The following is a 26833-nucleotide window of genomic DNA, read 5'->3' on the forward strand; positions in this document are numbered from 1 at the left end:
TCCGCGGTGGTCGTGCTGGGTGGTGGTCCTGGGTGGTCGTGGGGCCCGCCGGTCAGCCGGCCGGGCCACCGGTGAGGGCGTCGAGGAGCGCGGCCGCGTCGGGACTCGCGTCGAGCAGCTCTCCGACGAGCTCACGGGTGCCGCGCGCCGGCTCGGGCAGCGTGACACGGGCGAGCCGCTCGCGCCCGGGCAGGTCGAGGACGACGCTCGCCCAGCCCGCGCCGGTGACCTGGCTCGGGTAGCGCCGCAGGACCTCTCCGCGCAGGTAGGCCCGGGTGCCGACCGGGGGCTCGTGCTCGGCGCGACGCACCGCGTCCTCGTCGGCCAGCCGGGTCACCCGTCCGGCCGCGTCCAGGCGGGCGACGACCGAGCGCTCCGGGCGCAGGTCGTGCCACTGGAGGTCGAGCGCGGCCAGACGCGGGCTGTCCCAGCCGAGCGAGTCGCGCTCGCGCATGCGCTCGAGGAGCTGCAGCTTGCTCACCCACTCGACGTCCGGCGCCGCGGCGTCGATGTCCGTGGCCAGCGTGTCGAGCACGTGCGACCACAGGTTGAGGACGCGGGACGTCTCGGCGTCGGGGCCACCGGCCTCGTCGACCGCGTGCGCGAGGATGTCACGGTAGGTGCGCTGGATGTCGAGCGCCGTGCGGTCGGGCCCCTCCCGCATGGCGATCCGGTGGCGCAGCGTCGGGTCGTGGCTGATGCGCTGGACCTCGGGCACCGGTGCCGCGATGACGAGGGTGTCGAGCCCGATCGGCACCTGGCCGCGCTCGAGGAGCCACAGCAGGAGCGCGACCGTGCCGGTACGCAGGACGAACGGGACGTCGAACAGGTTGGCGTCCCCGCCGATGACGTGCAGCCGGCGGTACCGTCCGGCGTCGGCGTGGGGCTCGTCGCGCATGTTGACGATCGGCCGGTTGAAGGTCGTCTCCAGGCCGACGTCGTTCTCCACGTAGTCGGAGCGCTGCGCGATCTGGAAGCCGGGCCGCTCGCTGCGCTGGCCGAGACCGACCCGGCCCGCGCCGGCGACGACCTGTCGGGTGACGAGCAGCGGGGTGAGGTAGCGGACCAGGTCCCCGAGGTCGACGTCGCGGGAGAGGAGGTAGTTCTCGTGCGTGCCGTAGCTTGCGCCCTTGCCGTCGACGTTGTTCTTGTACAGCGTCAGGCCCTCGCCGCCGTCGGCGTGCATCGCCCGGACGGCCACCCGTTCGCCGGCCCGGTCGTGGACGAGCGCCTCGAACGGCCCGACGGTCTCGGGGCCGGAGTACTCGGGGTGGGCGTGGTCCACGTAGAGCCGCGCGCCGTTGCTCAGCAGGGCGTTGCCGGCCACGGGCAGGTCGAGCTCCTCGACGCTCGGGCGCTCAACCTGCTGGGCCGGGCCCGCGGGCGCGGGGCGCTCCGGATCGTCGGTGAGCTGCGAGGGGTGCGCCGAGGCCCGCGGGACCCGGTGGCCGCGCAGGTCGTTGAGCGGGTCCTCGGTGACGTAGTCCCAGCGCGCGCTCGGGTGGGCGGCGGTGCCGTCGGCGCCCTGGTAGGCGTGCACCACCCGGGTCGAGAGCCGGACCGCGTTCGCGGCCAGGTCGGTGTGGTCGAGCACGCCGAACTCGGTCTCCGTGCCCATGATCCGGCGCACCGTCATGACGCGCTCACAGGTAGCCGCCGGTGGTCGGCACGTCGTCGATGACGCGGCGGGTGTCCGTCGGCCCGGCCGGGCGCTCGTCGTCGCGCTCCGCGGCGCGACCGTCCGCGTCCCGCGGCGCCGGGTCTCCGTGCGTTCCCGGGCCGTCCGCGGCGCGACCCGGGGCGTGGGCGCCGCGGGACGGCAGCTGGCGGATCGCGGTCACGGGCTCGCTGTCGGCGCCCTCGACCCGGGCCCAGTCCGCGGGCTTGATCGTCGTGCGCAGCGCCTCGTTCTCGCGGGTCTCGGTGCGCAGGCCGGCGAGCAGGTGGTCGGTGCGCAGACCGCGGCCGCGGCCGGCGACGAGGTCCTGGATGGCCCGCTTCTTGGCCCGGTCGACGATCGAGGCGAGCATCGCGCCCGACGCGAGGTCGCCGACGTGCAGGACCCGGCGGTCGCCCGAGGCGAACGTCAGCTCCAGGACGGCGGTCGAGTCGTCCGCGGCGTACATCGCGTCGACGACGGCGGCGCCCATCGCGGCCACCGCCGCCTCCGGCGTGCCGTGGGCGGCGAGCTCGTCGGCGTGGATCGGCAGGTCGGGGGTGAGGTGCTTGGAGATGATCTCCCGGGCGCCCTCGGCGTCGGGGCGCCCGATGCGGATCTTCACGTCCAGCCGGCCGGGCCGCAGGATCGCGGGGTCGATCATGTCCTCGCGGTTGGAGGCCCCGATGACGATGACGTTGCCCAGGGCCTCGACGCCGTCGATCTCGGCGAGGAGCTGCGGGACGATCGTCGTCTCGACGTCGGAGGACACGCCGGAGCCGCGCGTGCGGAACAGAGCCTCCATCTCGTCGAAGAAGACGATGACCGGCACGCCCGTGCGGGCCTTCTCGCGCGCACGGGAGAAGATCACCCGGATCTGCCGCTCGGTCTCGCCCACGTAGCGGGTGAGCAGCTCGGGACCCTTGACCGACAGGAAGTAGGAGTGGGCGCGGTCGGCGCCGGACTCCTCGGCGGCGGAGCGCGCGAGCGAGGTGGCCACAGCCCGGGCGACGAGGGTCTTGCCGTTGCCCGGGGGGCCGTAGAGCAGGACGCCGCGCGGCGCGCGCAGACCGTGCTCGGCGTACAGGCCGGGGTGCAGGAACGGCATCTCCACGGCCTCACGGATGCGTTCGATCTGCGGGCCGAGACCGCCGATGTCGGCGTACTCGGTGTCCGGGTCCTCCTCCAGGAGCAGGTCCTCGACCTCGGCACGCGGGACGAGCTCGAGCACGAACGAGGTCCGCAGGTCGGCGCGTACGAGGTCGCCGGGGCGCATCCGGGTCTCGCGCAGCGTGCCGCCGACGGTGAGGACGCGCTCGTCGTCGCCCCGCCCGATGACGAGGACCCGGTGGTCCGGGAGGACCTCCTTGACGGAGAGGACCTCGCCGTTGGGCTCGTAGCCGGCCGCGGCGACGATCGCGAGCTGGTCGTTGAGCACCACCCGCCGACCGGGCAGCAGGGCGCCGACGGGGACGACCGTGGACACGGTGAGCCGCATGAGGCGGCCGCCGACCAGGACGTCGGCGACCCGGTCGACGGGCTCGACGTCGACGACCGTGCCGTAGGTGCTGGGGGGCGCGGTGAGCGAGTCCACCTGCTCCTGCAGGTCGACCAGGCGCTGCCGCGCCTTGCCGAGCGACTCCGTGAGCCGCTCGTTCTTCGCGGCGAGCGATATCGCCTGCTGCTCGAGCTCGCGGGCCCGGGCCTCGCCGTACATCTCCTGCGTCATTACGCTCCCGTCACCTTGCAGATATCCAGCGTATGCCGAACGCGGCGATCCGCCAGGACGAGGATCACTCCTCGGGAAACGAATCGGGTCCGGACCCGGCTGCTGGCTCGGGTCCCGGCCCATGCTCGGGCTCCTGTCCGGGCGCGGCGGGCCGGGAGGCGTACCCGGACTCCTCGATCTCGGCCCGGCGACGCACGTCCCGCCCCACGCGGCGCAGCTTCTTCACGGAGATCGTCCGCTCGCCGGCGGACAGCGCGCCGGTCCAGTCGTCGCCGTCGGCCGGATCGGCCTCGTCACCGCGGCTCGCGGCGTGCTCTCCGGAGTCCACACCGACGGGCGGGGCGTGTCGCGACGTCCGCGCGGCGGGGGTCGTCGACGCACCGGCGCCAAGCGGTCCGGCGCCCTTGGCGGGCCGCCGTGTGCGCTGCGGGGGCGCCGATCCCGGAGCGAGGGCGCGCGCGGTGACGAGGAAGCCGGTGTGGGCGACCATCCGGTGGTCGGGCCGGACCGCGAGTCCCTCGATGTGCCAGCCGCGCACCATGGACTCCCACGGCCGTGGCTCGGTGAAGCGCTCGCTGGCCCGCAGGTCCTCGACCACCCGGCTCAGCTGCGTCGTCGTGGCCACGTAGGCGATGAGCAGGCCCCCGGGCGCGAGCGCGTGCGCGGCGGGAGCGATGTTCTCCCAGGGTGCGAGCATGTCAAGGACGAGCCGGTCGACGGTGCCCGCCTCGTGGGCGAGCAGGACGTCGGCGAGGTCGCCGACCGTGACGGTCCACCCGGGGTGGCGGCCCCCGAACCAGGAGTCGACGTTCGCCTCGGCGATCTCAGCGAACTCCGCGCGCCGCTCCACCGAGTGCAGGGTCCCGGACTCGCCGATCGCCGAGAGCAGCGACATGCTGAGCGCGCCCGAGCCGACCCCGGCCTCGACGACGCGCGCGCCGGGGAAGATGTCGCCCATCTGGACGATCTGCCCGGCGTCCTTGGGATAGACGACGGCCGCGCCGCGTGGCATCGACATCACGTAGTCGGCCAGCAGCGGGCGCAGGGCGAGCAGGTCGTGCCCGGTCGGGGTGCTGAGCACCGTGCCCTCGTGCCTGCCGATGAGGTCGCGGTGGTGGAACGAGCCGCGCTGGGACTGGAAGTAGCCGTCGTGGGTGAGCAGCACGGTGTGGTGGCGCCCCTTGACGTCGGTGAGCTGGACGCGCTCCCCCGCCCGCAGCGGCCCGCGCCGTGGGCCTGGGCCGCCCGGCCGGTCGGAGCGGTCGGGATCGGTCTGGGGCTCGGTGGTCACGGCCGGGAAGTCTACGTGCGCGGTCCCGGGTCGGCATCGGGGGCGGTGCCGTGGTCGCCTTCGTGGCCGGTGTGGCGGTCGGTGTCGGTGCCGGCCACGGGGCCCGGCCGCGGACCCGGCCCACCACCGGTGTCACGGCCGCGCTCGCGCCGCAGCCGACCCGCGTCGCGCACGGCCTGCGCGCCGCCGGACCAGAGGGTGGCCCCGGCGGAGGCGGCCGCGGCCACGACGATGAGGCCCGGCCATCCCCCGAACCGCACGAACAGCACGACGGCGGCGCCGACGACCACGAGCGCCAGGAGACACCCGAGCACGCCGAGGGGCCGCAGGCCGGCCAACGGCCGGCCCGTGAGGCCCTCCGCGACCTCGAGCCACAGCCGACCGCCGTCCAGCGGCAGCGCGGGCACGAGGTTGAACAGCGCGAGGACGACGTTCATCACCACGGCGACGTCGACGGCGGCCGCCCAGGGGCTGACACCCTCGACCAGCGGGGCGACCAGGAGGCCCGCGCCGGCCAGCAGGAGGTTGGCGGCCGGCCCGGCCGCGGTGACGGCCGCGGCCGCCCAGGGGCCCCGGCCGGTCCCGTCGAAGGCGGTGTGCCCACCCACGAAGGTGAGGACGAACTCCTTGGGCCGGAGCCCGACGGCGGCCCCGGTCAGGCCGTGGCCGAGCTCGTGGACGAGCACGGCGATCGAGACGGCGAGCGCCGCGAGCAGGCCCATGACGAGGCCCGACTGCTCGGGCCGGGCAAGGATCCGCCCGTAGACGAGCGCGACGACGACCACCAGCAGGAGCCAGCTCCACGTGAGCACGACCGGGGCGCCCGCGACCCGGGCGACGACGAGGCCGGGCGTCCGGCGGGGCTCGGTGTGCACCGCACCAGCCCACCACACCTTCTCCACAGGGGTGGTCCGCGGTCCGCGGCGGTGTCGGTCCCGCTGGTTAGCCTGCTCGCATGTCCTCCTCACCGGCCCCCCGCCGGGCCCCGTACCGGGCCGCGCTGTCCCCCTCGAGGGCGAAGGACTTCGAGCAGTGCCCGCTGATGTTCCGCCTGCGCGTCGTCGACCGGCTGCCGGAGCCGCCCTCGCCGGCCGCGACCCGCGGCACGGTGGTCCACTCGGTCCTCGAACGGCTCTACGACCAGCCGGCCCCCGAGCGCACCGAGCCCGTGGCGCTGGGTCTCGTGGACCAGGCGTGGCAGGACGTGCGCGAGGCGGACCCGCGCCTGACGGACCTGTTCACCTCGCCCGAGGACGCCGACGCGTGGATGCACCAGGTCCGCGCGCTCGTCTCCCAGTACTTCCGCATGGAGAACCCCCGGCGGCTCGAGCCGTCGGGACGTGAGCTGCACGTCGAGGCCGAGCTGGGCTCGGGGGTGCTGCTCCGGGGCATCGTCGACCGGCTCGACCGGGCCCCGACGGGGGCGACCCGGGTGGTCGACTACAAGACAGGGAAGTCTCCGTCGCCCCGGTTCGCGGGCGAGGCGACCTTCCAGCTGATGTTCTACGGCCTCGTGCTGTGGCGGTCGACGGGCGTGGCGCCCAGCCGGCTGCAGATCGTCTACCTCGCGGACGGCCGCACGCTGACGGTCGATCCCGAGGAGCGCGAGCTGCTGGCGGCCCAGGAGCGCATCGAGCAGATCTGGGGACGCGTCGAGGAGGCGGCCCTGAGCGGCGTGTTCTCGCCGCGCCCCTCGAAGCTGTGCGGCTGGTGCTCGTTCCAGGACATGTGCCCGCAGTTCGGCGGGACGCCCCCCGAGATGCCGGCGGCCGGGATCGAACGGCTGCTCACGGTGCGGCGCGCCTGAGGGCCCCTGGAGCCGGTAGGCCCGGGCGGCCGGCGGCCTCAGGCAGCCGTCGGGCTCGAACGGCCCGGCAGGCTCAGGCGGCCAGGAGGTCGACGTCCCGGCCCCGGCCGATCTCCCGGATCGTGCTCAGGTTCACGTCGGCGAGGGTCGCGGCGCGCGACAGGCCGGGGGCGTGCGGGATCTCCGCCATGTGCGGGATCCCGAGGCAGCGCGCGCCCGACGCACGGGCGGCCCGCAGCCCGTTCGGCGAGTCCTCGATGGCCACGCAGCGCTCGATGTCGGCGCCCAGCAGCCGGGCGGCCAGGAGGTACCCCTCGGGATCGGGCTTGCCCCGTTCGACCCGGTCACCGGGCACGAGCACGTCGAAACCGCCGGCGAGCTCGGAGACGACCTCGGCGAACGGCGAGTAGGACGCCGTGACGAGAGCCTGCGGCACGCGCGCCTCGCGCAGCTGCTCGATGAGCTCGAACGCACCGGGACGACGCTCGACGCCCTCGTTGCGCACGTGGTCCACCACGCGGCCCACGAGCTCGTCGAGGAACGCGGCGGGCTCGAGATCGATGCCACCCTTCTCGATCATCGTGGTGGCGGCGTCCTCGAGGTTCAGCCCCACGAGCTCGTGGGACATCTCGTCCTCCCAGCGCCCGCCGTGCTCCTCGATCAGCGTCCTCTGGTGGAGGAACCACAGCGGCTCGGAGTCGATGATGGTGCCGTCCATGTCCCACAGGACGGCCTCGGGCAGATCGGGGAGCGTCACGGCTCGACCCTACCCGGGCCGCGGGCGCCCCGACCTACGCTGGTGCGCATGCAGGACGACACGACACGGCCCGACACCGCGGCCACCGGTCCGGCCGACGAGGCCGGGCACAGCCCCGACGACGGCGTCCCTCCCCCGCGCGACGGCCTCGTCGCGCTGGCCGCGTTCGACGGCTGGAACGACGCCGGCTCCGCGGCGACCTCGGCGCTGGCGTTCGTCGCCGAGGACTGGGACACCGAGACGCTCGCCGTCCTGGACCCGGAGGAGTACCACGACCTGCAGGTCAACCGGCCGCGGGTCGAGCGCGGGCCCGACGGCTCTCGGATCCTCACGTTCCCGCGCACCGAGGTGCTGCTCGCCACGTCCCCTTCCACCGGCGAGCGGCTCGTCATCGTGCGGGGGGTCGAGCCCTCCCTGCGATGGTCGCGCTACTGCGCGGAGATCCTCGACGCTCTCGAGGCGGCGGGCGTGCGGACGCTGGTCTCGGTCGGTGCACTGCTCGCCGACGTGCCGCACACGCGCCCCATCCCGGTGCAGTCCTCGTCCGACGACCCGGCGATCCAGGAGGCACTGGGCCTGTCCTCCCCGGACTACGAGGGGCCCACCGGCATCGTGGGCGTGCTCGGGGCGCTGAGCCAGGAGCGGGGCCTGAGCGCCATCGGGATGTGGGCGGCGGTGCCGCACTACGTCTCCCAGCCGCCGTCGCCGAAGGCGACGCTCGCGCTGCTGGTCGCGCTCGAGGACCTCGTCGGCATGTCGCTGCCCACACGGGACCTCGCCGAGGACGCCGCCGCGTGGCAGCGGGCCGTCGACGAGCTCGCGCAGGAGGACGACGACGTCGCGGAGTACGTCGAGATGCTCGAGGAGTCCAAGGACACCGCCGAGCTGCCGGAGGCCAGCGGCGAGGCGATCGCGCGGGAGTTCGAGCGCTACCTCCGTCGGCGCGACGGCGGGAGCCCGGACAAGGGCTCCGGCCCGCCGCCGCCGACCGGCAGGTGACGGCTCAGCCGACGAGCCGCAGGCGGTTGCCCCACGGGTCGTCGACCTCGAGGGCCGCGCCGTCGTCGTCGACCTGGTGGCCGGCCGCGCGCAGGCGCTCGGCGGCCTCGCCGACGGCCGTGGCGTCCCCGATCTCGAGGACGGACCGGCCGAGCCCGAGAGCCGGGGCACGCAGGCCCGCGCCGCGCGTCCCCCAGACGTTCATCGCCATGTGGTGGTGGTAGCCGCCGGCGGAGACGAACAGGGCCTGACCGGGGATCTCGAACGTGGCGTCGAACCCGAGGGTGTCGACGTAGAAGTCGCGCGCGGTCGCCGTGTCCCCGACCTGGAGGTGGACGTGGCCGACCGTGGCGCCCACCGGGACACCGTGCTCGCGGTCGAGGTGCTTGTCCAGGTAGGCGTTCGGGTCGAGGAAGATCGTCGCCATCTGGACCTGGCCGTCCGTCCAGGTCCAGGCGTCGCGGGGACGGTCGATGTAGAGCTCGACCCCGTTGCCCTCCGGGTCGTCGAAGTAGAAGGCCTCGGAGACGAGGTGGTCCGACGAGCCGGTGAAGCGGGCGCCGGCCCGCGCGAGGCGCAGGACCGCGGCCGAGAGGTCGGCCGGGGTGCTGTAGAGGATCGCCGTGTGGAACAGGCCGGCCGAGCCGCTCGGGCGCACCGGCAGGTCGGGCGCGTGGGTGATCTCGACGAGCACCCGTGCCGGCTCGTCGCCGGCGGCGGGCAGGCCGAGGCGGACGCTCGCGGGGTCCTCGCCGACGCGGACGAGGCCGGCCCCCTCCTCGTAGAAGCGGACGACGGTGTCGAGGTCCCGGACGCGCAGGCGGACGGTCCCCATGGACGTGGTGGCGGGCAGCAGCTGGGCGGAGGTCGTGGTCATACCGGCAAAACTAGTTGAAGCCTCAACTTATTCCTGCGTCCGACGCCACGACCGCTCGGAGCCGTGCGTCACACGGAGAGGTCGACCCCCAGCAGCGCGTCGACGGTGTCGCGCACGAGCGCGCCCGGCACCCGGCCCGGCTCACCACCGGTGGTCGCCGCCGCGGCGAGGACGGCCGCGGCCCACTCGTCGACGACCTCCAGCGCGCGGGGCGAGTCGAGGTCGTCGCGCAGGGCGGCGCGCACGCCGTCGAGCACGTCCCGCTCGGTCGGGGCACCGGCCGCCAGGCCCTCGGGCCCCGCCGGTACGCCCGACTCCCCGCCCTCCGCCGCGGGGGCCGGCGACGCCGCGGCCACAGCGGCCCGCCAGGTCGCGAGCCGTTCCTTGGCGGACGCCAGCACGCCGTCGGAGTACTCCCGGTCGGCCGCGTAGTGACCGGCCAGCAGCGCGAGCCGCACGGCCGCGGGCTCCTCCCCCGCGGCGACGAGCCGCGAGACCAGGACGAGGTTGCCCAGCGACTTGCTCATCTTCGTGCCCTCGTAGCCCACCATCCCGCCGTGCGCGTGCAGCCGCACGGCGCCCGGACGGTCGGTGAGCACGCGCAGGTGCGACTCCGACATCTCGTGGTGCGGGAACAGCAGGTCGCTGCCGCCGCCCTGGACGTCGATCGGCAGCCCCAGGTGCGTCGCGGCGATGCACGCGCACTCGATGTGCCACCCGGGCCGTCCCTCGCCCAGCTCGGCGCCGTCCCAGGCGGGCTCGTCCGCCCGCGCCACGCGCCACAGCAGGGGGTCCAGCGCATCCTTCTTGCCGGGCCGCTCCGGGTCGCCCCCGCGCTCGCCGAACGCGGTGAGCATCTCCTCGCGGCTCATCCCGGACACGCTGCCGAATCCCGGGTCGGCGGACAGGTCCGCGTAGACGTCGCCCGGCGAGGCGGCGTCGAGGGCGTCGTCGGCCGGCACCCGGTAGGCGGCGCCGGAGGCGAGCATCCGCGACACGGCCTCGACGACGAGGGGCACGGACTCCACCGCACCCACGTAGTCGGTGGGCGGCACGACCCGCAGCGCCGTCATGTCCGAGCGGAACAGCTCGGTCTGCTCCGCGGCGAGCTCGACCCAGTCCACGCCGGTCTCCCGCGCCCGGTCGAGCAGCGGATCGTCGACGTCGGTGACGTTCTGCACGTAGCGGACGTCGACCCCGGTGTCGAGCCAGGCACGCACGAGCAGGTCGTAGCCGACGTAGGTGGCGGCGTGACCGAGGTGGGTGGCGTCGTAGGGGGTGATGCCGCAGACGTAGAGCCGGCGCGCGCCCGGTTCCTGGGGCTCCGGAGGCGAGGCCGGCGGCAGGCCCACGGTGGAGGCGAGACGCACCTCCCCACCGCGGTCGGGAAGCTCGGGGACGACGGGGGCGGACCAGGACCTCACCGCTCGACCCTAGTTCGGATCGGGCGGGCACGGGCCGGGCCGTCCGCGCCCCGTCGAGGATCGGGTGGGACGCGGGCCGGGCCGTCCGCGTCCCGCCCCGGGGCCGTGCCGGCAGCCGAGGTCAGGCGGTGGCCGAGATGACGCCGCCGAGGACGAGGGCGACGATCGCGACGGCGAGGACGATCCGGTAGACGACGAAGGGGAGGTACGTGCGGGTGGAGACGAGCTTGAGGAACCACACGATGACCCAGTAGCCGACGACGAACGCGACGACCGTCGCCAGGAAGGTGGCGAACAGGCTCGGCTCCCCGGGGGCCGGCGGCGCGTCGCTCAGGAGGACGTCCGAGAACAGCTTGTACATGCCGGACGCGATGACGGCCGGGATGGCGAGCAGGAACGACATCCGGGCCGCCGCCTCGCGCGTGAGGCCGAGGAACAGTCCCATCGTGATCGTCGCGCCCGACCGGGACACGCCGGGCACCAGGGCGAGGGACTGAGCGAGGCCGAGGAGGATCGCGTCCCACCACGAGAGGTGGTCCAGGCCCTTGGTCTGCTTCGCCGTGCGGTCCGCGACGAGCAGGAGCAGGCCGAACAGCGCGAGCATCGCGGCGGTGATGAACAGGTGGCGGAACGTGGTGTCGATCCACGACTCGAGCAGCAGGCCGAGGACCCCGATGGGGATCGAGCCCACGATGACGAACCAGCCCATGCGGGCGTCGGGGTCGCTCGCGGGCAGCTGCCTCTTCCACGGCCCCACCGGGAGCGCCCGGAACCAGTGCGAGACGATCCGCGCGATGTCCCTGCGGAAGTAGACGACGACCGCCGCCTCGGTGCCGAGCTGGGAGATCGCGGTGAACGCGGCGCCCGGGTCCGTCCTCGACGGCAGCAGCTCGCCGAAGATCCGGATGTGCGCGGACGACGAGATCGGTAGGAACTCCGTGAGTCCCTGCACGATCCCGAGGACGATCGTCTCCCACCATGTCACGGGGGGACACGGTATCCGCTCGCGAGGTCCGTCGGCCGTGGCGGCTACCGTGACGCCATGCGCACCTCCCGCCTCGGGGCCACGGGCCTCGCCGTGTCCGCCGTCGGCCTCGGCACCCTGACCTGGGGCCGGGACACCGACGAGCACGACGCCGCCGAGCACCTCGAGGCGTTCCTCGACGTCGGCGGGACCGTGATCGACACCGCGGCGTCGTACGCGGACGGGGCGGCCGAGGAGATCCTCGGCGCCCAGCTGGCCGAGCGCCGCGTGCGCGACGACGTCGTCGTGGTCTCCAAGGCGGGCACCCGGGTACGCGGCGGGACCGGCGTCGTGGACGCCTCCCGCGCGGCCCTGCTCACCGAGCTCGACGCGTCCCTCGTGCGGCTCGGCACGGACCGCGTGGACCTGTGGCTGGTCCAGCGCCCCGACCCCGAGACGACGCTCGAGGAGACGCTCGGGGCGCTCGACCACGCGATGCGCACCGGCCGCGCCCGCTACGTGGGGCTCGCCAACCACCCGGCGTGGTCGACCGCGCACGCGGCGACCCTGTCCCGGACCCTCCTGCCGGCGCCGCACCTGGCCGCCGTCGAGGTGGAGCACTCGCTGCTCCAGCGCGGGACCGAGCGCGAGCTCCTGCCGGCCGCACGCGCGCTGGGCCTGGGGGTGATCGCCTGGTCCGCGCTCGGTCGCGGCGTGCTCGCCGGCCGCTACCGCTCGAGCGTGCCGCCCGCGTCGCGCGCGGCGTCGGCCCACCTGCGGGGTTTCGTCGAGCCGTACCTGGACGCGCGGTCGGCCTCGATCGCGGAGGCCGTCGCGACGGCGGCCGACGGGCTGGACGTCTCGCCGGCCGAGGTGGCGCTCGCGTGGTCGGTGCGCTCGGGCGTCGACGTCTCCCTCGTGGGGGCCTCCAGCGCCGCGCAGCTCCGGCAGACCCTCAAGGGGGCCGAGCTCGACCTCCCGGAGTCCATCGAGCGCGCGCTCGACGAGGTCAGCGCCATCCCGCTGGGCTACCCCGAGCGGCTCTGAGCCCTCCGGGCCCGCCGGTCCGGGCGCGGGGCGCTACCGGCGTTCGTCGTCGTCCTCGTCGTCGAGGTCCTCGAGGTCGTCGTCCTCGTCGTCCCCGTAGTCGTCGTAGTCGTCGTCCACGTCGTCGTCGTCGTAGAGATCGAACGGGAGGTCGACGCCGTACTCGGTGAAGAGGGCGTCGTCGTAGGTGACGAACACCTCGGCGATCGTCGAGGCGGCCGCGACCACGCGCGGGGAGTCGGGGTCCTGGGCCGCGGCGGCGGCGAGGTGGTGCTCCTCGAGCGCCGCGACGAGGCGGTCCAGGGCTGCACGCGGGTCCGTAGCCATGAGACCGAGCCTAGCGGTGCACGCGCGAAGTGCCAGCCTGGGCCAGGATGGTCCGACCGGTCGACCCGACCGGGCACGACCGACGCACCGAGGAGGCGGCATGGCGCGAGCGGGCTCGAGGTACGCGAGCGACACCTACTACGAGTTCCGGACCATGACGATCCCGCCCGACGTGGGCCGGTCCGACGCGCGCCGCCTCATCACCGCCGAGGCCGAGTACGGCCGGTGGGAGCTCGCCCGGTCCGTCCTCTACGAGGGCGGTGCCCGCAAGATCGTGCTGCGGCGTCGGGCGATGCGGGTGGTCTCCACGCTCGCCGACCACTGACCCGGTTCGAGCTGCTCAGCTCGTCCGCACCACCCGCTCGAGCACGCGGGCGCCGAAGGTGAGCGCGTCGATGTTCACCCGCTCGTCGACGCCGTGGAACATGCCGGCGAAGTCCAGCTCGGGGTCGAGCCGCAGCGGGGCGAACCCGTAGCCCGTGATGCCGAGCCGCGACAGGGCCTTGTTGTCAGTTCCGCCCGAGAGCATGTACGGCAGCACCGACGCGTCCGGGTCCTCCTGACCGAGGGCGCCGACCATCGCGTCGACCAGGTCGCCCGAGTAGGGCACCTCGAGGCCGATGTCCGTGTGGATCTCCTCGATCCGTACCTTGTCGCCCGCGAGCTCGGCGAGCGTGGCCCGCACCTCGGCCTCGTGGCCCGGCAGCGGGCGCACGTCGAGCGAGGCGGTCGCGGAGCCCGGGACGACGTTGGCCTTGTACCCGGCGTCGAGCTGCGTGGGGTGGGCCGAGGTGCGGATCGTGGAGCCGACGAAGTTGCGCACCGACCCGAACTGCTCGACCAGCTTCTCGACGCTGTCCGGGTCCTCCGGGTCGTAGGTGGTCCCGGTGAGCTCGGCGACGCCGTCGAACAGGGCGCGCACGGTCTTGTTGAGGTGCAGGGGCCATTCGTGGCGGCCGATGCGCGCAACCGCCGCGGCGAGGTGGGCGACCGCATTGTCCTCGTTGACCTGGGAACCGTGGCCGGCGCGGCCCTGCGCCACCAGGCGCAGCCAGGCCAGCCCCTTCTCGGCGGTCTGCAGCAGGTAGACGCGCTGCCCGGCGATCTGCGCGGAGAAGCCCCCGACCTCGCTGATCGCCTCGGTCGCGCCCTCGAACACGTCGGGCCGGTGGTCGACGAGCCAGTGCGCGCCGAAGCGTCCGCCGGCCTCCTCGTCGGCGAGCAGCCCGACCACGAGGTCGCGCGGGGGCCGCCACCCGTCCCGGCCCATCGACCGGGCGACCGACAGGATCATCGCGTCCATGTTCTTCATGTCGACCGCGCCGCGGCCCCACACCATGCCGTCGCGGACCTCGGCCCCGAACGGGTCGACGCTCCAGTCGTCCTTCGCCGCCGGCACGACGTCGGTGTGCCCGTGCAGGACCAGCGCCCCGCGCGTGGGGTCCTCCCCGGGGATGCGGAGCAGCACGCTGGACCGCCGCGGCGCCGACTCGATGAGCTCGGGCTCGAACCCGACCTCGGTGAGCAGGCCCATGACGAGCTCGGCGGCCTCGCGCTCGCCGGGGCCGGAGCCGTCGCCGTAGTTGGACGTGTCGATGCGGATGAGGTCGCGGCAGATCGACAGGACCTCGTCCTCGGGTGAGATGCGCTCGGTCATGCCCTCGAACCTACCCGCGACCGGCGGAACACCCCACCGTTACCGTTTCGCAACCGATCACGGTGTCCCGCTCGACCCGATCGTGGGTCTTCCCTGGTGGGGCAGGGCATGATGTGATGCGCACCGTGACGGTCGCCGACGATCGTCATCGTCTATGTACCGGAGGTTCAACGCGTGTCCACCCTGCCCTTGACCCGAGCACGACGGGGAGGTGGACGGATGTTGGGCGTGGCCGCGGCCTCCGGCGCGCTCCTGGTCGGGGCTCTCGCCGTCCCCGCCTCGGCCGACGTCGCCGAGATCGACCCGGCCGACCCGGACGCCCGCCGTTCGATGTCCGCCGACACCGCCGCCGCGCTCGCCGCGGGCTCCGAGTCGGGCGCCTGGTTCGTCGGCCTCGACCGCACCGCGACCGCCCTGGGCGGCAGCCGGGCCGGCGTCGACGCCCAGCAGGCGAACTTCCTCACCGACGCGGCCAACGAGGGCGTGTCGATCGACGTGCGCCACGAGTACTCCAGCGTCTGGAACGGCCTGTCGATCGAGGTGGCCGACTCCGACATCGACACGATCCTCGGCATGCAGGGCGTCTCGGGCGTCTGGCCCGTCGAGATCGTCGACGCGCCGGAGACGCTCCCGAACAACTCCCCCGAGATGGCCAACGCCGTCACCATGACCGGCGCGGACACCGTCTACAGCGAGCTCGGGTTCGATGGCGCGGGCGTGCACGTGGCCGTCATGGACACCGGCATCGACTACGACCACCAGGACTTCGGCGGCTCGGGCGTCCCGGACGGCGACACCTTCCCGACCGCGCGCGTGACGACCGGTCACGACTTCGTCGGCGACGACTACAACGCCGACCCGGCCTCGCCCAACTACCAGCCGATCCCCCGCCCGGACAACGACCCCGACGACTGCCAGGGCCACGGCACCCACGTCGCCGGCATCGTCGGCGCGGACGGCGACACCACCGCGGGCGGTGTCCGCGGCGTCGCCCCCGGGGTCACCCTCGGCTCCTACCGGGTGTTCGGCTGCGACGGCTCCACCGAGACCGACATCATGAACGCCGCCATGGAGCTCGCGTACGCGGACGGCGCGGACGTCCTCAACATGTCGATCGGCTCCGCCTTCGCCGGCTGGAACGACTACCCGACCTCGGTCATCGCCTCGCGCCTGCACGACCTCGGCATGGTCGTCACCGCCTCCATCGGCAACGAGGGCGAGCTCGGCCCCTGGGCCGCCGGCTCCCCCGGCAACGGTGAGAGCGTCATCGGCGTCGCGATGTACGACAACCTCGCGGTGACGGCCGACGCGCTCGAGATCGGCCCGGACGGCGAGCTCATCGGGCACATGCCCGCGACCGAGGCGCCCGAGCCGGTGCCCGGGACGACCTACACCGAGATCGCCTCGATCGGCACGCCCGGTGAGGCGTCCGCCCAGGGCTGCACCCCGCTCGAGGAGGACCACACGGGTCAGCTCGTGCTCATCCAGCGCGGCGACTGCACGTTCCACATCAAGGCGCTCAACGCGCAGGAGGCGGGCGCCGAGGCGCTCATCATCTACAACAACGCCCCGGGCCTCGCCGCCGCGACCGTCGCGGGCGACCCGGCGATCACCATCCCGGTGACGATCGTCAGCCAGGACGACGGGATCGCCCTCGCCGAGTCCATCGGCACCGACGGCTTCTCCGTCACGGTCACGGACCAGGAGATCGAGGTCGTCAGCCCGACCGCCGGACTCATCAACGTCGGCTCCTCGTGGGGCGGCAGCGCCGAGCTCGACCTCAAGCCGAACCTCGGCGCGCCCGGCGGCTCGATCTACGCCCCGTACCCGCTCGAGTCGGGCGGCTACGCCACGCTGACCGGCACGTCGATGTCCGCCCCGCACGTCGCGGGCGCGGTCGCGCTGTACCTCGAGGCGCACCCGGGCACCGACTCGGGTCTGATCCGCGACGTCCTGCAGAACTACGCCGAGCCCGCGAACTGGAACGGCAACCCGGAGCTCGGGCTGCTCGACGCCGTGCACCGCCAGGGCGCCGGCCTCATCCAGATCGACGAGTCGATCCAGGCCGGCGTCATCGCGAGCCCGGGCCAGCTGGTCCTCGGCGAGTCCGAGCACGGTCCGTCGTCCGGCGAGGTCACCCTGACGTCGACGTCGGGCGCCGACGTCACCTACGAGATCTCCACGGTCGACGCGATCGCGTCGACGGGCTCGTGGAACTACGGGATCTACGAGGGCGCGTCGACCTACGCCGGCCCGTCCGAGGTCACCGTCCCCGCGGGCGGCTCCGCCACGTTCTCGTACGCCATCACCCCGGACGCGAGTCTCGAGGAGCTCGGCGCGCAGTACGGCGGCTACGTCGTCCTCACGCCGACCGACGAGTCGGTGGAGCCGATCTCGCTGCCGTTCTACGGTTTCGCGGGCGACTACCAGTCGGTCAACCTCCTCGAGGACCTCGTCGAGGGTGAGGAGAACGGGACGCTCGGCCAGCTCGTCGGGTGCGACCGGTTCGTCGGCGGCGAGTGCCAGGCCGGCGCGACGTTCGAGCCCGTCGAGGCGGGCAGCACGTTCAGCCTCGAGCTGCTCGACCAGCCCGCAGCCGTCTGGGCGCTCGAGCACAGCGCCCAGGAGCTGACGCTGCGCGTGTACCCGGCCGACCAGGCAGGCGCCCGCACGGGCGGTGGCATCGTCCGCACCGAGCAGACGGTCGGCCTCTCCCCCGGGGTCGACCTGTGGACCTGGGACGGCACCGTCCTGACCGACGACCGGACGGGCCGCGTGGCCCTGCCGGACGGCGACTACGTCTTCGAGCTCACCGCGGTCGCCCCGCTGGGCTCGGAGGAGGCCGGCGAGCTCGAGCGGTGGACGTCCGGCGCGTTCACCATCGACCGCGGCGGCGACGACGTCCCGCCGCCCACCAGCGGCCCGGTGTCGACGTTCTTCACGTCGAACACCTGGGCGGACGGCCCCGCCGAGTACACCTACGAGTTCGGACGTCCGGACGACGAGGTGCTCGTGGGTGACTGGGACGGCGACGGCGTCGACACGATCTCCGTGCGTCGTGGGAACCGGTACCTCATCAACAACGACCGTGTCGGCAACGCCGCGGTGGACGAGATCCACTACGGCCGCGCGGACGACGTCGTGCTCGTGGGTGACTGGGACGGCGACGGCTTCGACACCTTCACGGTGCGTCGTGGCGCCCAGTACTTCGTCAGCAACACGATGCAGACGGGCTGGGCCGACGCCGAGGTGACCTACGGTCGCGCAGGTGACGACGTCATCGTGGGCGACTTCGACGGCGACCGGACCGACTCCCTCACCGTGCGCCGCGGCAACACGTACTTCGTGGCCAACACGGTGCGTGACGGCTGGGCGGACTCCGTGTTCACCTACGGTCGCGCGGGCGACGAGATCTACGTGGGTGACTGGGACGGCGACGAGATCGACACGCTCGCCGTCCGCCGCGGGAACGAGTACTTCCTGCGCAACTCGCTGACCGACGGCTGGGCGGAGCAGACCATCCGCTACGGGCGGGCGAACGACGTCGTCCACGTGGGCGACTGGGACGGCAACGGGACCGACACCCTGACGGTCCAGCGCTGATCCGCTGAACGAGCGAAGGGCCCCCGCCTGCGGCGGGGGCCCTTCGTCGTCGGTCGTCGAGCGTGCGGTTCGTCGACCTCGAGCGTGCGGTTCGTCGACCTCGAGCGTGCGGGTGTCAGTCGTCCAGGCCGCGGCGGGCGAGCAGCGGCTCGATGGACGGCGTGCGGCCCAGGAGCGTCTCGACGGATGCCAGCGGGTCGCGGGAGTTGCCGCGCGAGAGCAGCTCGTCGCGGAACGTCTCGCCGGCCGCGCGCGTGAGCCCGAGGTTGCCCGCGTCGTGGGCGCGGAACCAGTTGACGGTCTCGGCGTCGAGCACCTCGGACCAGATGTAGGCGTAGTAGCTCGCGTCGTACCCGCCGCCGAAGGAGTGGTTGAGGTACGTGGTGCGGTACCTCGGCGGGATCCGCGGGTCGGTGAGTCCGGCGTCGGCGAGGGCCGCGGCCTCGAAGGGCAGGACCCCCGCGTCGTCCGCGGGCACCTCGTCCGGGCCGAGGCGGTGCCAGGCCTGGTCCACGAGCGCGGCGCCGAGGTACTCGGACGTCGCGAAGCCCTGGCCGTAGGCGCCCATCGACCGCAGCCGCCCGGCGGTCGCCTCCGGGAGCGGCTCGCCGGTGACGTGGTGGCGGGCGAAGGACGCCAGCACCTCCGGGTGCTCCATCCACTGCTCGTTGACCTGGGAGGGGTACTCGACGAAGTCCCGCGGCAGGGCCGTCCCGGCGAAGCCCGGGTAGCGCGCGGAGGTGAGCAGCGAGTGCAGCGTGTGCCCGAACTCGTGGAAGAGGGTCCGCACCTCGTCCCACACGAGCAGCGTCGGCTCCCCCGCCGGCGGCCGCGTGATGTTGGCGTTGTTGACGACGACCGGCGCCTTCCCGGTCAGCGTCGACGCGGTGACGAGGTCGTGCATCCACGCACCGCCCCGCTTGTGCTCGCGGGCGTAGAAGTCGCCGACGAACAGGCCCAGCGACGTGCCGTCCTCCTCGCGGACCTCCCACACGCGCACGCCGTCGGCGTAGCCCTCGATGTCGGGGCGCTCGGTGAAGGTGAGGCCGTACAGGCGTCCGGCGGCGAGGAACACGCCGCGCTCCAGCACGGAGTCCAGCTCGAGGTAGGGGCGCAGGACCGCGTCGTCGACGTCGAACCGCTGGGTCCGCAGCCGCTCGGCGTAGTAGGACCAGTCGCCCGCCGCGAGCTCGCCGGCGTCGGCCGGCCGCTGAGGGTCGGCGGCCGCGAGCGCCGCGAGGTCCTCGGCCTCCCGGGCGGCGTTGCGCACCGCGGGGCGCGCGAGGCGGCTGAGCATGGCGGTGATCGCGTCGGAGTCCGGGGCGGTGGCCCCGCGGGCGACGATCTCCGCGTGGTGCTCGGCCCCGAGCAGGCGGGCGCGCTCGGCGCGGGCGCGCGCGATCGCCCGCACGAGGGCACGGGTGTCGGTCGCGGGGTCCGTGCCGGTCCCGCGCGCCACGGACCGGGCGAGCACCTCGGCGCGCGTGGCCGGGTCCGTGAGCTCGGTGAGCAGGGGCTGCTGGCTGGGCAGCACGTAGGTGACGAGGTGCTCGGCGCCGTCGGCCGCGGCGGGCCGGGCCGCGGCCGACTCCGCGAGGGTCCGGCGGCGCGACTCGTCGAGGCCGGCGAGCGCCGCCTCGTCGCGCACCGGCAGCGCGGCGGCGGCCATGCCCGCGGCGGCCCGGTTGCGGAAGTCGGTCGTCAGCTCGGCGATCTCGGCGTTGAGGGCACGCAGCCGGGCGGTCCCGGCCTCGTCCAGGCCGACGCCGCGACGCTCGAACCCGCGCACGTACTCGTCGACCGCCCAGGCGTCCTGCTCGTCGAGGCCCCCCGCGGACTGCAGCACCCGGAAGCGGTCGTAGAGGCGCGCGTCCAACCAGAAGGCGTCGCCGTGCGCGGAGGACTCCGGGGCGTTCTCGGCGGAGATCGCGTCGTACTCAGGGCCGCCGACGGAGCCGGCGAGCGTCGACAGGACGACGGCCGCGCGAGTGAGCAGCTCGCCCGAGCGCTCGAGCGCCACGAGCGTGTTCTCCACCGTGGGCTCCTGCGGGTCCGACGCGACGGACTCCCACTCGGCGCGCTGGGCCGCCCGGCCCGCGCGAAGCGCCGGAAGCAGGTGCTCGGGCCTGATCGCGCCGAACTCGGGCATCCCGAACGGGAGCGGCGAGGGTCGGGAGAACGGGTTGTCGTCGGGCAGAGTCACGGCGTCGGGGCTGGTCATCGGACCATGGTGGCACTGCTCCGCGGGTGCGTGTCGTCAGCCGGTCAGGCGCTCCCGGCGCAGCACGCCGTCGACGTCGGGCGGGAAGTATCCCGGCCCCTTGAGCACCTTGCCGTCCTCGCGGTAGATCGGGCGGCCGTCCTCGCCGAGCTTGGACAGGTTGGAAGCCTGGATCTCGCGCAGCACCGCGGGCAGCGGGATGCCGCACTCGAGCGCCATCCCGTAGGCGACGTAGACGAGGTCCCCGAGGGCGTCCGCGACCTCGACCGTGTCCCGAGCGCCGTCGTCCGCCTCGACCGCGCGGGCGAACGCCTCGACGAGGATCTCCTCGGCGCGCCGACCGTAGACCGCACCGACGAGCTCCGCCGCCTCCTCGACGACGAGCCCGGTGCGCATGTGCACCCGCTCGACGTCGGCCTCGGGACCGGTGGTGACCACCGGCAGCTCGTAGGTCGCGTGGAACTGCCGCACGAGCGCCTCGGGGTCGCGCGGGTCCGGCATCGTGGGACCGCCGTGCGCCGGCCCGTCCGCGCTGGCGTCGGAGTCGGCGCCCGCGTCGGGGTCGGCGCCCGCGTCGGAGTCGGCGCCCGCGTCGGGGTCGGCGCCCGCGTCGGAGTCGGCACCGACGCCGGGGTCGTCGTCGAGCACGGCCCACTCGTCACCGCTCGCGCGAGCCGGGCCGTCCCACGGTGCCGCCGGCTCGCGCGGGTCCGTGGCGAGGAGTGTGGCGCGAAGACCGTCGTGGAGCACGCCCTTGTTGGGGAAGGCGGCGCGAGACACACCCTCGGCGCGGAACCCGAGCCGCCACGCGACGCGCCACGAGTCCCAGTTGGGCTCGCCGTCGTGGATCTCCGCGGACCACCCGGCGGCCGCGACCCCCCGGGCGAAGAGCTCGTCGAGGACGAGGTCGAGCGCCCGCGCCAGCAGCCCGCGCCCGCGGCCGGCCGGCGCCATCCAGTAGCCGATCTCGGTGCGGGCACCCGCTCGGACGGGGCCGCAGGAGACGACACCTACGAGCGTCGGACCGTCCGGACCGATCTCCCGGACCGCCCAGTGGGGCGTGTCGAGCTCCCAGCCGCGGACGGAGACGTCACGCACGAACGTCTCGGCGTCGCGCAGGCGGTACGGCGAGGGGACGGTGGTCCACTCCTGGATCGCCGGGTCCTGGCAGGCCCCGAGGACCGCGTCGACGTCCTTCTCGGTGGGCACGGAGAGCTCGACGACGCCGTCGGTCAGGGTGAAGGGCTCCATGCCGCGATGGTAGGTGGCCCGCGCGGGTCGTCCGCACGGGCGACGAACGCTGAACGATGAACGACCAATGAGAAAAAGCGGAAGGAACACCCGACCGCCATGATCACTCACGTCGTTTATGTCCGGAATGCACACCGAATGATTACCGCATCAATGTCTTTCTTAATACGTGTCGTGGTTATGCTCCTCGAAAGCCGTTGAATGGTCGGGGAGGGTGGACGTGGACGCAGGTTCGGGCTCCGCAGTCACGGACACGGGCCGAGGGCCGCGCACGCGGGCGCTCGTGCTGGCGACCGTCGGCTTCATGCTGAACTTCTGGGCCTGGGCGCTGCTGAGCCCGTTGGGCTCGACCTTCGTCGAGAAGGGTCTGACGGCGGACTCGGCCCTGCTCGTCGCGGTCCCGGTGCTCGTCGGCTCGCTCGGCCGGATTCCCGTCGGCGCGCTCACGGACCGGTACGGCGGTCGCGTGATGATGCCGCTGATCTCGGTCGTCAGCATCGTCCCGGTACTGTTCCTCGGATTCTTCGGGCAGGACAGCTACACGGCCCTGCTCGTCGGTGGATTCTTCCTCGGAATCGCGGGGACGGTGTTCGCCGTCGGTGTGCCCTTCGTCAACGCCTGGTTCCCGCCCAGCGGGCGCGGCCTCGCGCTGGGGATCTACGGCGCCGGCATGGTCGGCACCGCCATCTCGGCGTTCACCACCGTCCCGCTCCACGTCGGCGCGGGCGAGACCGTCCCCTTCCTCGTGGCCGCGGCCGTCCTGGCGCTCTACGCCGCTCTCGCCTGGTTCCTCATGCGCGACGCCCCGGCCTGGACGCCCTCGAGGACGTCGATGGTCGCCAAGGTGCGGGGCGCAGCCGGCCTGGCCCTCACGTGGCAGGCGATGTACCTCTACGCCATCGCGTTCGGCGGGTACGTCGCCTTCTCGGTCTATCTGCCGACCTACCTGCAGAACGAGTACGGCCTCGAGGCCGGCGACGCCGCGGCCCGGATGGGCGGGTTCGTCGTCCTGGCCGTCGCCTGCCGCGTCGTCGGCGGCCTGCTCGCCGACCGCATCGGTGCCGTCACGACCCTGCTCGCCTCCTACCTCACGGTCACGGCGATGGCGGTCGTCCTCAGCATCAACCCCTCGCTGTCCGGGATCGGCACCGCCGCCTTCCTCGTCATGGCGGTCGGGCTCGGCCTGGGCACCGGCGCCGTGTTCGGCCTCGTCGGCCAGGCGTCCGACCCGTCGAAGGTCGGCGCCATCACGGGACTCGTCGGTGCCGCCGGCGGCCTGGGCGGCTTCGTCCCGCCGCTCATCCTCGGTCAGCTGTGGATCAACCAGTCCAACTACGGGCTCGGCCTGCTGGCCCTCGCCGTGGCGTCGGCCGGAGCCGTCGTCATCACCCTCATGGTCGGCCGGGCGGCGCGCCGGCGCACCGCCGCCGACCACGAGGTGCCGATCCACGACGCCGATCACCACGACCACGGGAGGACCTCATGACCGTCCGGGACTCCGAGCGGGGCACCGCGCCCGGCCTCGACAGCTCGCTGACGGACGCCCTCATCGGCGTGCGCAAGATGTTCTCCCGGGCCCCCGTCAGCCCGGACAACCGGGAGATCCACCTCGAGGGCGGGCGATCCGGCGACTCCTTCTACCGGGACCGCTGGAGCCACGACAAGGTCGTCCGCTCCACCCACGGCGTCAACTGCACCGGGTCCTGCTCGTGGAAGGTGTACGTCAAGGACGGGATCATCACCTGGGAGTCGCAGCAGACCGACTACCCGTCGGCGGGGCCGGACCGACCCGAGTACGAGCCCCGGGGCTGCCCGCGAGGTGCCTCCTTCTCCTGGTACACCTACTCCCCCACGCGGGTGCGCTACCCGTACGTGCGCGGCGAGCTCGTCCGGCTGTTCCGGGAGGCGCGGGAGCAGGTGCCCGGCGGCGACCCGGTCCTCGCGTGGAAGTCCATCGTCGAGGACCCCGAGAAGGCCCGCCGCTACAAGTCGGCCCGCGGCAAGGGCGGTCTCGTGCGGGCCACCTGGAAGGAGGCCGTGGACATCGTCGCCGCGGCCTACGTCTACACGGTCAAGGAGCTCGGGCCGGACCGGGCGACCGGCTTCTCCCCGATCCCCGCGATGAGCCAGGTGTCGTTTTCCTCCGGCGCCCGCTTCCACCAGCTCATCGGCGGCTCGATGCTCAGCTTCTACGACTGGTACGCCGACCTGCCGCCCGCCTCGCCCCAGGTCTTCGGCGACCAGACCGACGTCCCGGAGTCCGGGGACTGGTGGGACGCCTCCTACCTCATCATGTGGGGCTCCAACGTCCCCCTCACCCGGACCCCGGACGCCCACTGGATGACCGAGGCCCGGTACCGCGGCCAGAAGGTCATCTCCGTCGCGCCCGACTACGCGGAGAGCGTGAAGTTCGCCGACGAGTGGCTCGCGCCGCACCCGGGGACCGACGCCGCCCTCGCGATGGCGATGGGGCACGTCATCCTGCGCGAGTTCTTCGTCGAGCAGCCGACGGAGCGGTTCACCGACTACGTCTCCCGCTACACCGACCTGCCGTTCCTCGTCGAGCTCACCTCAGGCGAGGGCGGCGCGTGGCAGGCCGGGAAGTTCGTCGTCGCGGACGACCTCGGCGCCGAGCTCGTGGGCGAGGAGGCCGACACCGAGCACGCCGAGTTCAAGCCCGTCATGCTCGACGCCGTCACCGGCCACCCGGCCGTGCCCGGCGGCACGCTCGGCCACCGGTTCGCCGCCGACGGCGAGGGCCGCTGGAACCTCGACCTCGGCGACCTCGTGCCGGCCCTGAGCCTCATCGAGCACGCCGAGCGATCCGTCGAGGTCGCGCTGCCCCGGTTCGACTCCGCCGACCAGGGCGAGGCGCACGACGTGCTGCGCGGCGTCCCGGCCCGCCGCGTCGGCGGCCGGCTCGTCACCACCGTCTACGACCTGCTGCTCGCCCGCTACGGGGTCGCTCGCCCGGGCCTGCCCGGCTCGTGGCCCACGGGCTACGAGGACGCCACCCAGCCCGCCACCCCGGCCTGGCAGGAGGCCATCACCGGCGTCCCCGCTCAGGCCGCGGCCCGGATCGCCCGCGAGTTCGCCGCCAACGCCCGCGACTCCGGCGGCCGCTCGATGATCATCATGGGCGCCGGCACGAACCACTGGTTCCACTCCGACACCATCTACCGCACGTTCCTCACGCTGACGAACCTCACCGGCTGCCAGGGCGTCAACGGCGGCGGCTGGGCGCACTACGTCGGCCAGGAGAAGGTCCGACCCATCAGCGGCTGGCTGCACCTGGCCAACGCCCTGGACTGGTCGCGGCCCCCGCGGCAGATGACGCAGACGACCTACTGGTACATGCACACCGACCAGTGGCGCTACGACCAGTTCGGCGCCGACCGGCTCGCGGCACGGACCGGGGCGGGCACGTTCGCCGGCACGACGACCGCCGACGCCGTCGCCCTGTCCCAGCGGCTCGGCTGGCAGCCGTTCTTCCCCCAGTTCGACATCAGCTCCCTGGACGTGGCCGACCGCGCCAAGGAGGCCGGCCAGGAGACGATCCCCTACCTCGTCGACCAGCTGCGCGACGGCCACATCCGGTTCGCCGCCGAGGACCCCGACGCGCCGCAGAACTACCCGCGCATCTGGTCGATGTGGCGCGCCAACACCCTCGGCAGCTCGGCGAAGGGCGACCAGTACTTCCTCAAGCACCTGCTCGGGGTCGACAACGACGTGCGGGCCGAGGAGACGCCGCCGGAGTTCCGGCCCCGCGACGTCACCTGGCGCGACGAGGCCCCCGCGGGGAAGATCGACCTCCTGCTCACGCTCGACTTCCGTATGACATCGACGACGCTGCACTCCGACGTCATCCTGCCCGCGGCCACCTGGTACGAGAAGCACGACCTCTCGACGACGGACATGCACCCGTTCATCCACTCGTTCAACCCGGCGATCTCCTCGCCGTGGCAGTCGCGGACCGACTGGGAGGCGTGGAAGACGATCGCCGAGCGGTTCAGCCAGCTGGCGGTCGACCACCTCGGCACGCGCACCGACGTCGTCGCCGTCCCCCTCCAGCACGACTCCGCCGACGCCATGGCGGCCCCGCGCGGGAAGGTCCTGGACTGGAAGAAGGGCGAGTGCGAGCCGGTCCCGGGCCGGACGATGCCCCGCCTGGTCGAGGTCGAGCGCGACTACGCGACGATCCACGAGAAGTACGTCTCCGTCGGCCCCCTGCTGGAGAGGCTGGGCATGACGACCAAGGGGCTCACCTACGACGTGAAGGAGTTCGTCGCCGAGCTCGGCGCCCTCAACGGGCGGGTGGAGTCCGGCGTCGGGGCCGGGCAGCCGAGCATCGAGACGGACCTGCAGGCGGCGGAGTTCATCCTGCGGCTGTCCGGCACCACCAACGGCGAGATGGCGCTGCAGGGCTTCCGCACCCTCGAGCGGCGCACCGGCGTCCAGCTCGCCGACCTCGCCGAGGAGAACGCGGGCCGGCACGTGACGTTCAAGGACACCCAGGCCGCCCCCGTGCCCGTCGTCACCTCGCCGGAGTGGTCCGGGTCCGAGACCGGTGGGCGGCGCTACTCGCCGTTCACCATCAACGTCGAGAAGAAGAAGCCCTGGCACACCCTGACCGGGCGCCAGCACTTCTACCTCGACCACGACTGGCTGCTCGAGATGGGCGAGTCGCTGCCGGTGTTCCGTCCGCCGCTGGACATGACCGCCCTGTTCGGCGAGACGCGGGTCGGCGAGCGCAGCGGTGGGGGCATCGCGGTCCGCTACCTCACGCCCCACAACAAGTGGGCGATCCACTCCATGTACATGGAGAACTTCTTCATGATGAACCTTTCGCGCGGCGGGCAGACGATCTGGATGAGCGTCGAGGACGCCGAGGCGGTGGGGATCGCGGACAACGACTGGATCGAGGCCGTCAACCGCAACGGCGTGGTCTCGGCGCGCGCGATCGTCAGCCACCGCATGCCGCGCGGGACGGCGTACATGCACCACGCGCAGGACCGCACCGTCAACGTGCCCCTGTCGGAGACGTCCGGGCGACGCGGCGGCATCCACAACTCCCTCACGCGGATCATGCTCAAGCCGAGTCACCTCGTGGGCGGGTACGGGCAGCTGGCCTTCGCCTTCAACTACTACGGCCCCACCGGCAACCAGCGCGACGAGGTCACCGTGATCCGGCGTCGCACGACCCCGGTCGAGTACTGAGCACG

Annotated in this window: 18 protein-coding genes and 1 pseudogene; 7 read left to right on the forward strand and 12 right to left on the reverse strand. The window is 73.4% G+C overall.

The window, feature by feature from the left end; all coding sequences use genetic code 11:
* Positions 1–52: 52 nt before the first annotated feature.
* The 4 genes and pseudogenes from dop to AC24HA_RS11110 all read right to left on the reverse strand — a co-directional run bounded on the left by dop (position 53) and on the right by AC24HA_RS11110 (position 5552).
* Positions 53–1618 (reverse strand): depupylase/deamidase Dop, encoded by a 1566-nt coding sequence (dop, locus tag AC24HA_RS11095; RefSeq protein WP_425709579.1) that lies wholly within the window; start codon positions 1616–1618, stop codon positions 53–55.
* A 163-nt stretch (positions 1619–1781) separates the two neighbouring features.
* Positions 1782–3509 (reverse strand): annotated as a pseudogene (gene arc, locus AC24HA_RS11100) (proteasome ATPase); the annotation flags it as partial.
* The gene (locus AC24HA_RS11105; protein ID WP_425709577.1) at positions 3451–4677 is read right to left on the reverse strand and encodes a tRNA (adenine-N1)-methyltransferase; all 1227 of its coding nucleotides are present in this window, start codon (positions 4675–4677) and stop codon (positions 3451–3453) included. The gene AC24HA_RS11105 and the pseudogene arc, both read right to left, overlap by 59 nt.
* 11 nt (positions 4678–4688) lie before the next feature.
* Positions 4689–5552: a site-2 protease family protein gene (locus AC24HA_RS11110; protein WP_425709576.1), complete on the reverse strand. Its 864-nt coding sequence runs from the start codon at positions 5550–5552 to the stop codon at positions 4689–4691.
* Positions 5553–5632: 80 nt separating this feature from the next.
* On the opposite strand from AC24HA_RS11110, the gene AC24HA_RS11115 reads away from it, so the two are divergent.
* Positions 5633–6484, forward strand: coding sequence for a RecB family exonuclease (locus AC24HA_RS11115; RefSeq protein ID WP_425709575.1), 852 nt, complete (start codon positions 5633–5635; stop codon positions 6482–6484).
* Between the two features lie 73 nt (positions 6485–6557).
* Here the strand turns inward: AC24HA_RS11115 and AC24HA_RS11120 are convergent, their stop codons facing one another.
* Positions 6558–7241, reverse strand: coding sequence for an HAD family hydrolase (locus AC24HA_RS11120; protein ID WP_425709574.1), 684 nt, complete (start codon positions 7239–7241; stop codon positions 6558–6560).
* Between the two features lie 48 nt (positions 7242–7289).
* Between AC24HA_RS11120 and AC24HA_RS11125 the strand changes: the two genes are divergently transcribed.
* Positions 7290–8240: a PAC2 family protein gene (locus tag AC24HA_RS11125; RefSeq protein WP_425709573.1), complete on the forward strand. Its 951-nt coding sequence runs from the start codon at positions 7290–7292 to the stop codon at positions 8238–8240.
* Positions 8241–8244: 4 nt separating this feature from the next.
* Here AC24HA_RS11125 and AC24HA_RS11130 read toward each other — a convergent pair whose 3' ends face one another.
* The 3 genes from AC24HA_RS11130 to AC24HA_RS11140 all read right to left on the reverse strand — a co-directional run bounded on the left by AC24HA_RS11130 (position 8245) and on the right by AC24HA_RS11140 (position 11526).
* Positions 8245–9117 (reverse strand): VOC family protein, encoded by an 873-nt coding sequence (locus AC24HA_RS11130; protein WP_425709572.1) that lies wholly within the window; start codon positions 9115–9117, stop codon positions 8245–8247.
* Positions 9118–9185: 68 nt separating this feature from the next.
* Complete coding sequence (mshC, locus tag AC24HA_RS11135) at positions 9186–10541, reverse strand: cysteine--1-D-myo-inosityl 2-amino-2-deoxy-alpha-D-glucopyranoside ligase (RefSeq protein ID WP_425709571.1); 1356 nt, start codon at positions 10539–10541, stop codon at positions 9186–9188.
* Positions 10542–10662: 121 nt separating this feature from the next.
* Positions 10663–11526, reverse strand: coding sequence for an undecaprenyl-diphosphate phosphatase (locus AC24HA_RS11140; RefSeq protein WP_425709570.1), 864 nt, complete (start codon positions 11524–11526; stop codon positions 10663–10665).
* A 57-nt stretch (positions 11527–11583) separates the two neighbouring features.
* Here AC24HA_RS11140 and AC24HA_RS11145 point away from each other — a divergent pair, with 57 nt between their 5' ends.
* Positions 11584–12552 (forward strand): aldo/keto reductase, encoded by a 969-nt coding sequence (locus tag AC24HA_RS11145; RefSeq protein ID WP_425709569.1) that lies wholly within the window; start codon positions 11584–11586, stop codon positions 12550–12552.
* Between the two features lie 33 nt (positions 12553–12585).
* Here AC24HA_RS11145 and AC24HA_RS11150 read toward each other — a convergent pair whose 3' ends face one another.
* Positions 12586–12879, reverse strand: coding sequence for a DNA primase (locus tag AC24HA_RS11150; protein ID WP_425709568.1), 294 nt, complete (start codon positions 12877–12879; stop codon positions 12586–12588).
* 100 nt (positions 12880–12979) lie between these two features.
* On the opposite strand from AC24HA_RS11150, the gene AC24HA_RS11155 reads away from it, so the two are divergent.
* The gene (locus tag AC24HA_RS11155; RefSeq protein WP_425709567.1) at positions 12980–13204 is read left to right on the forward strand and encodes a DUF5703 family protein; all 225 of its coding nucleotides are present in this window, start codon (positions 12980–12982) and stop codon (positions 13202–13204) included.
* Positions 13205–13219: 15 nt separating this feature from the next.
* Here AC24HA_RS11155 and AC24HA_RS11160 read toward each other — a convergent pair whose 3' ends face one another.
* The gene (locus AC24HA_RS11160; protein WP_425709566.1) at positions 13220–14536 is read right to left on the reverse strand and encodes a M20/M25/M40 family metallo-hydrolase; all 1317 of its coding nucleotides are present in this window, start codon (positions 14534–14536) and stop codon (positions 13220–13222) included.
* Between the two features lie 219 nt (positions 14537–14755).
* On the opposite strand from AC24HA_RS11160, the gene AC24HA_RS11165 reads away from it, so the two are divergent.
* Complete coding sequence (locus AC24HA_RS11165) at positions 14756–18139, forward strand: S8 family serine peptidase (protein ID WP_425709565.1); 3384 nt, start codon at positions 14756–14758, stop codon at positions 18137–18139.
* Between the two features lie 115 nt (positions 18140–18254).
* Here the strand turns inward: AC24HA_RS11165 and AC24HA_RS11170 are convergent, their stop codons facing one another.
* The gene (locus tag AC24HA_RS11170) at positions 18255–20360 is read right to left on the reverse strand and encodes a M3 family metallopeptidase (RefSeq protein ID WP_425709564.1); all 2106 of its coding nucleotides are present in this window, start codon (positions 20358–20360) and stop codon (positions 18255–18257) included.
* A gap of 36 nt (positions 20361–20396) precedes the next feature.
* The gene (locus AC24HA_RS11175; RefSeq protein WP_425709563.1) at positions 20397–21611 is read right to left on the reverse strand and encodes a GNAT family N-acetyltransferase; all 1215 of its coding nucleotides are present in this window, start codon (positions 21609–21611) and stop codon (positions 20397–20399) included.
* Positions 21612–21831: 220 nt separating this feature from the next.
* On the opposite strand from AC24HA_RS11175, the gene AC24HA_RS11180 reads away from it, so the two are divergent.
* Together AC24HA_RS11180 and AC24HA_RS11185 are read left to right on the forward strand one after the other, a co-directional pair.
* On the forward strand, positions 21832–23097 hold the full coding sequence (locus AC24HA_RS11180) for an MFS transporter (RefSeq protein WP_425709562.1): 1266 nt from the start codon (positions 21832–21834) through the stop codon (positions 23095–23097).
* Positions 23094–26828, forward strand: a complete 3735-nt coding sequence (locus AC24HA_RS11185; protein ID WP_425709561.1) for a nitrate reductase subunit alpha — start codon at positions 23094–23096, stop codon at positions 26826–26828. Before AC24HA_RS11180 ends, AC24HA_RS11185 begins: the two co-directional genes overlap by 4 nt.
* Positions 26829–26833 lie beyond the last annotated feature (5 nt).

The organism is Georgenia sp. Z1491 (assembly GCF_057652395.1).

Excerpts from the sequence above, each read along its gene's own strand:
- AC24HA_RS11165 (WP_425709565.1), top strand. The coding sequence starts at position 14,756 with ATGTTGGGCGTGGCCGCGGCCTCCGGCGCGCTCCTGGTCGGGGCTCTC.
- AC24HA_RS11130 (WP_425709572.1), bottom strand. The coding sequence starts at position 9,117 with ATGACCACGACCTCCGCCCAGCTGCTGCCCGCCACCACGTCCATGGGG.
- AC24HA_RS11160 (WP_425709566.1), bottom strand. The coding sequence starts at position 14,536 with ATGACCGAGCGCATCTCACCCGAGGACGAGGTCCTGTCGATCTGCCGC.
- AC24HA_RS11145 (WP_425709569.1), top strand. The coding sequence starts at position 11,584 with ATGCGCACCTCCCGCCTCGGGGCCACGGGCCTCGCCGTGTCCGCCGTC.
- AC24HA_RS11175 (WP_425709563.1), bottom strand. The coding sequence starts at position 21,611 with ATGGAGCCCTTCACCCTGACCGACGGCGTCGTCGAGCTCTCCGTGCCC.
- AC24HA_RS11125 (WP_425709573.1), top strand. The coding sequence starts at position 7,290 with ATGCAGGACGACACGACACGGCCCGACACCGCGGCCACCGGTCCGGCC.
- AC24HA_RS11155 (WP_425709567.1), top strand. The coding sequence starts at position 12,980 with ATGGCGCGAGCGGGCTCGAGGTACGCGAGCGACACCTACTACGAGTTC.
- AC24HA_RS11185 (WP_425709561.1), top strand. The coding sequence starts at position 23,094 with ATGACCGTCCGGGACTCCGAGCGGGGCACCGCGCCCGGCCTCGACAGC.
- AC24HA_RS11115 (WP_425709575.1), top strand. The coding sequence starts at position 5,633 with ATGTCCTCCTCACCGGCCCCCCGCCGGGCCCCGTACCGGGCCGCGCTG.
- AC24HA_RS11170 (WP_425709564.1), bottom strand. The coding sequence starts at position 20,360 with ATGACCAGCCCCGACGCCGTGACTCTGCCCGACGACAACCCGTTCTCC.
- AC24HA_RS11150 (WP_425709568.1), bottom strand. The coding sequence starts at position 12,879 with ATGGCTACGGACCCGCGTGCAGCCCTGGACCGCCTCGTCGCGGCGCTC.
- dop (WP_425709579.1), bottom strand. The coding sequence starts at position 1,618 with ATGGGCACGGAGACCGAGTTCGGCGTGCTCGACCACACCGACCTGGCC.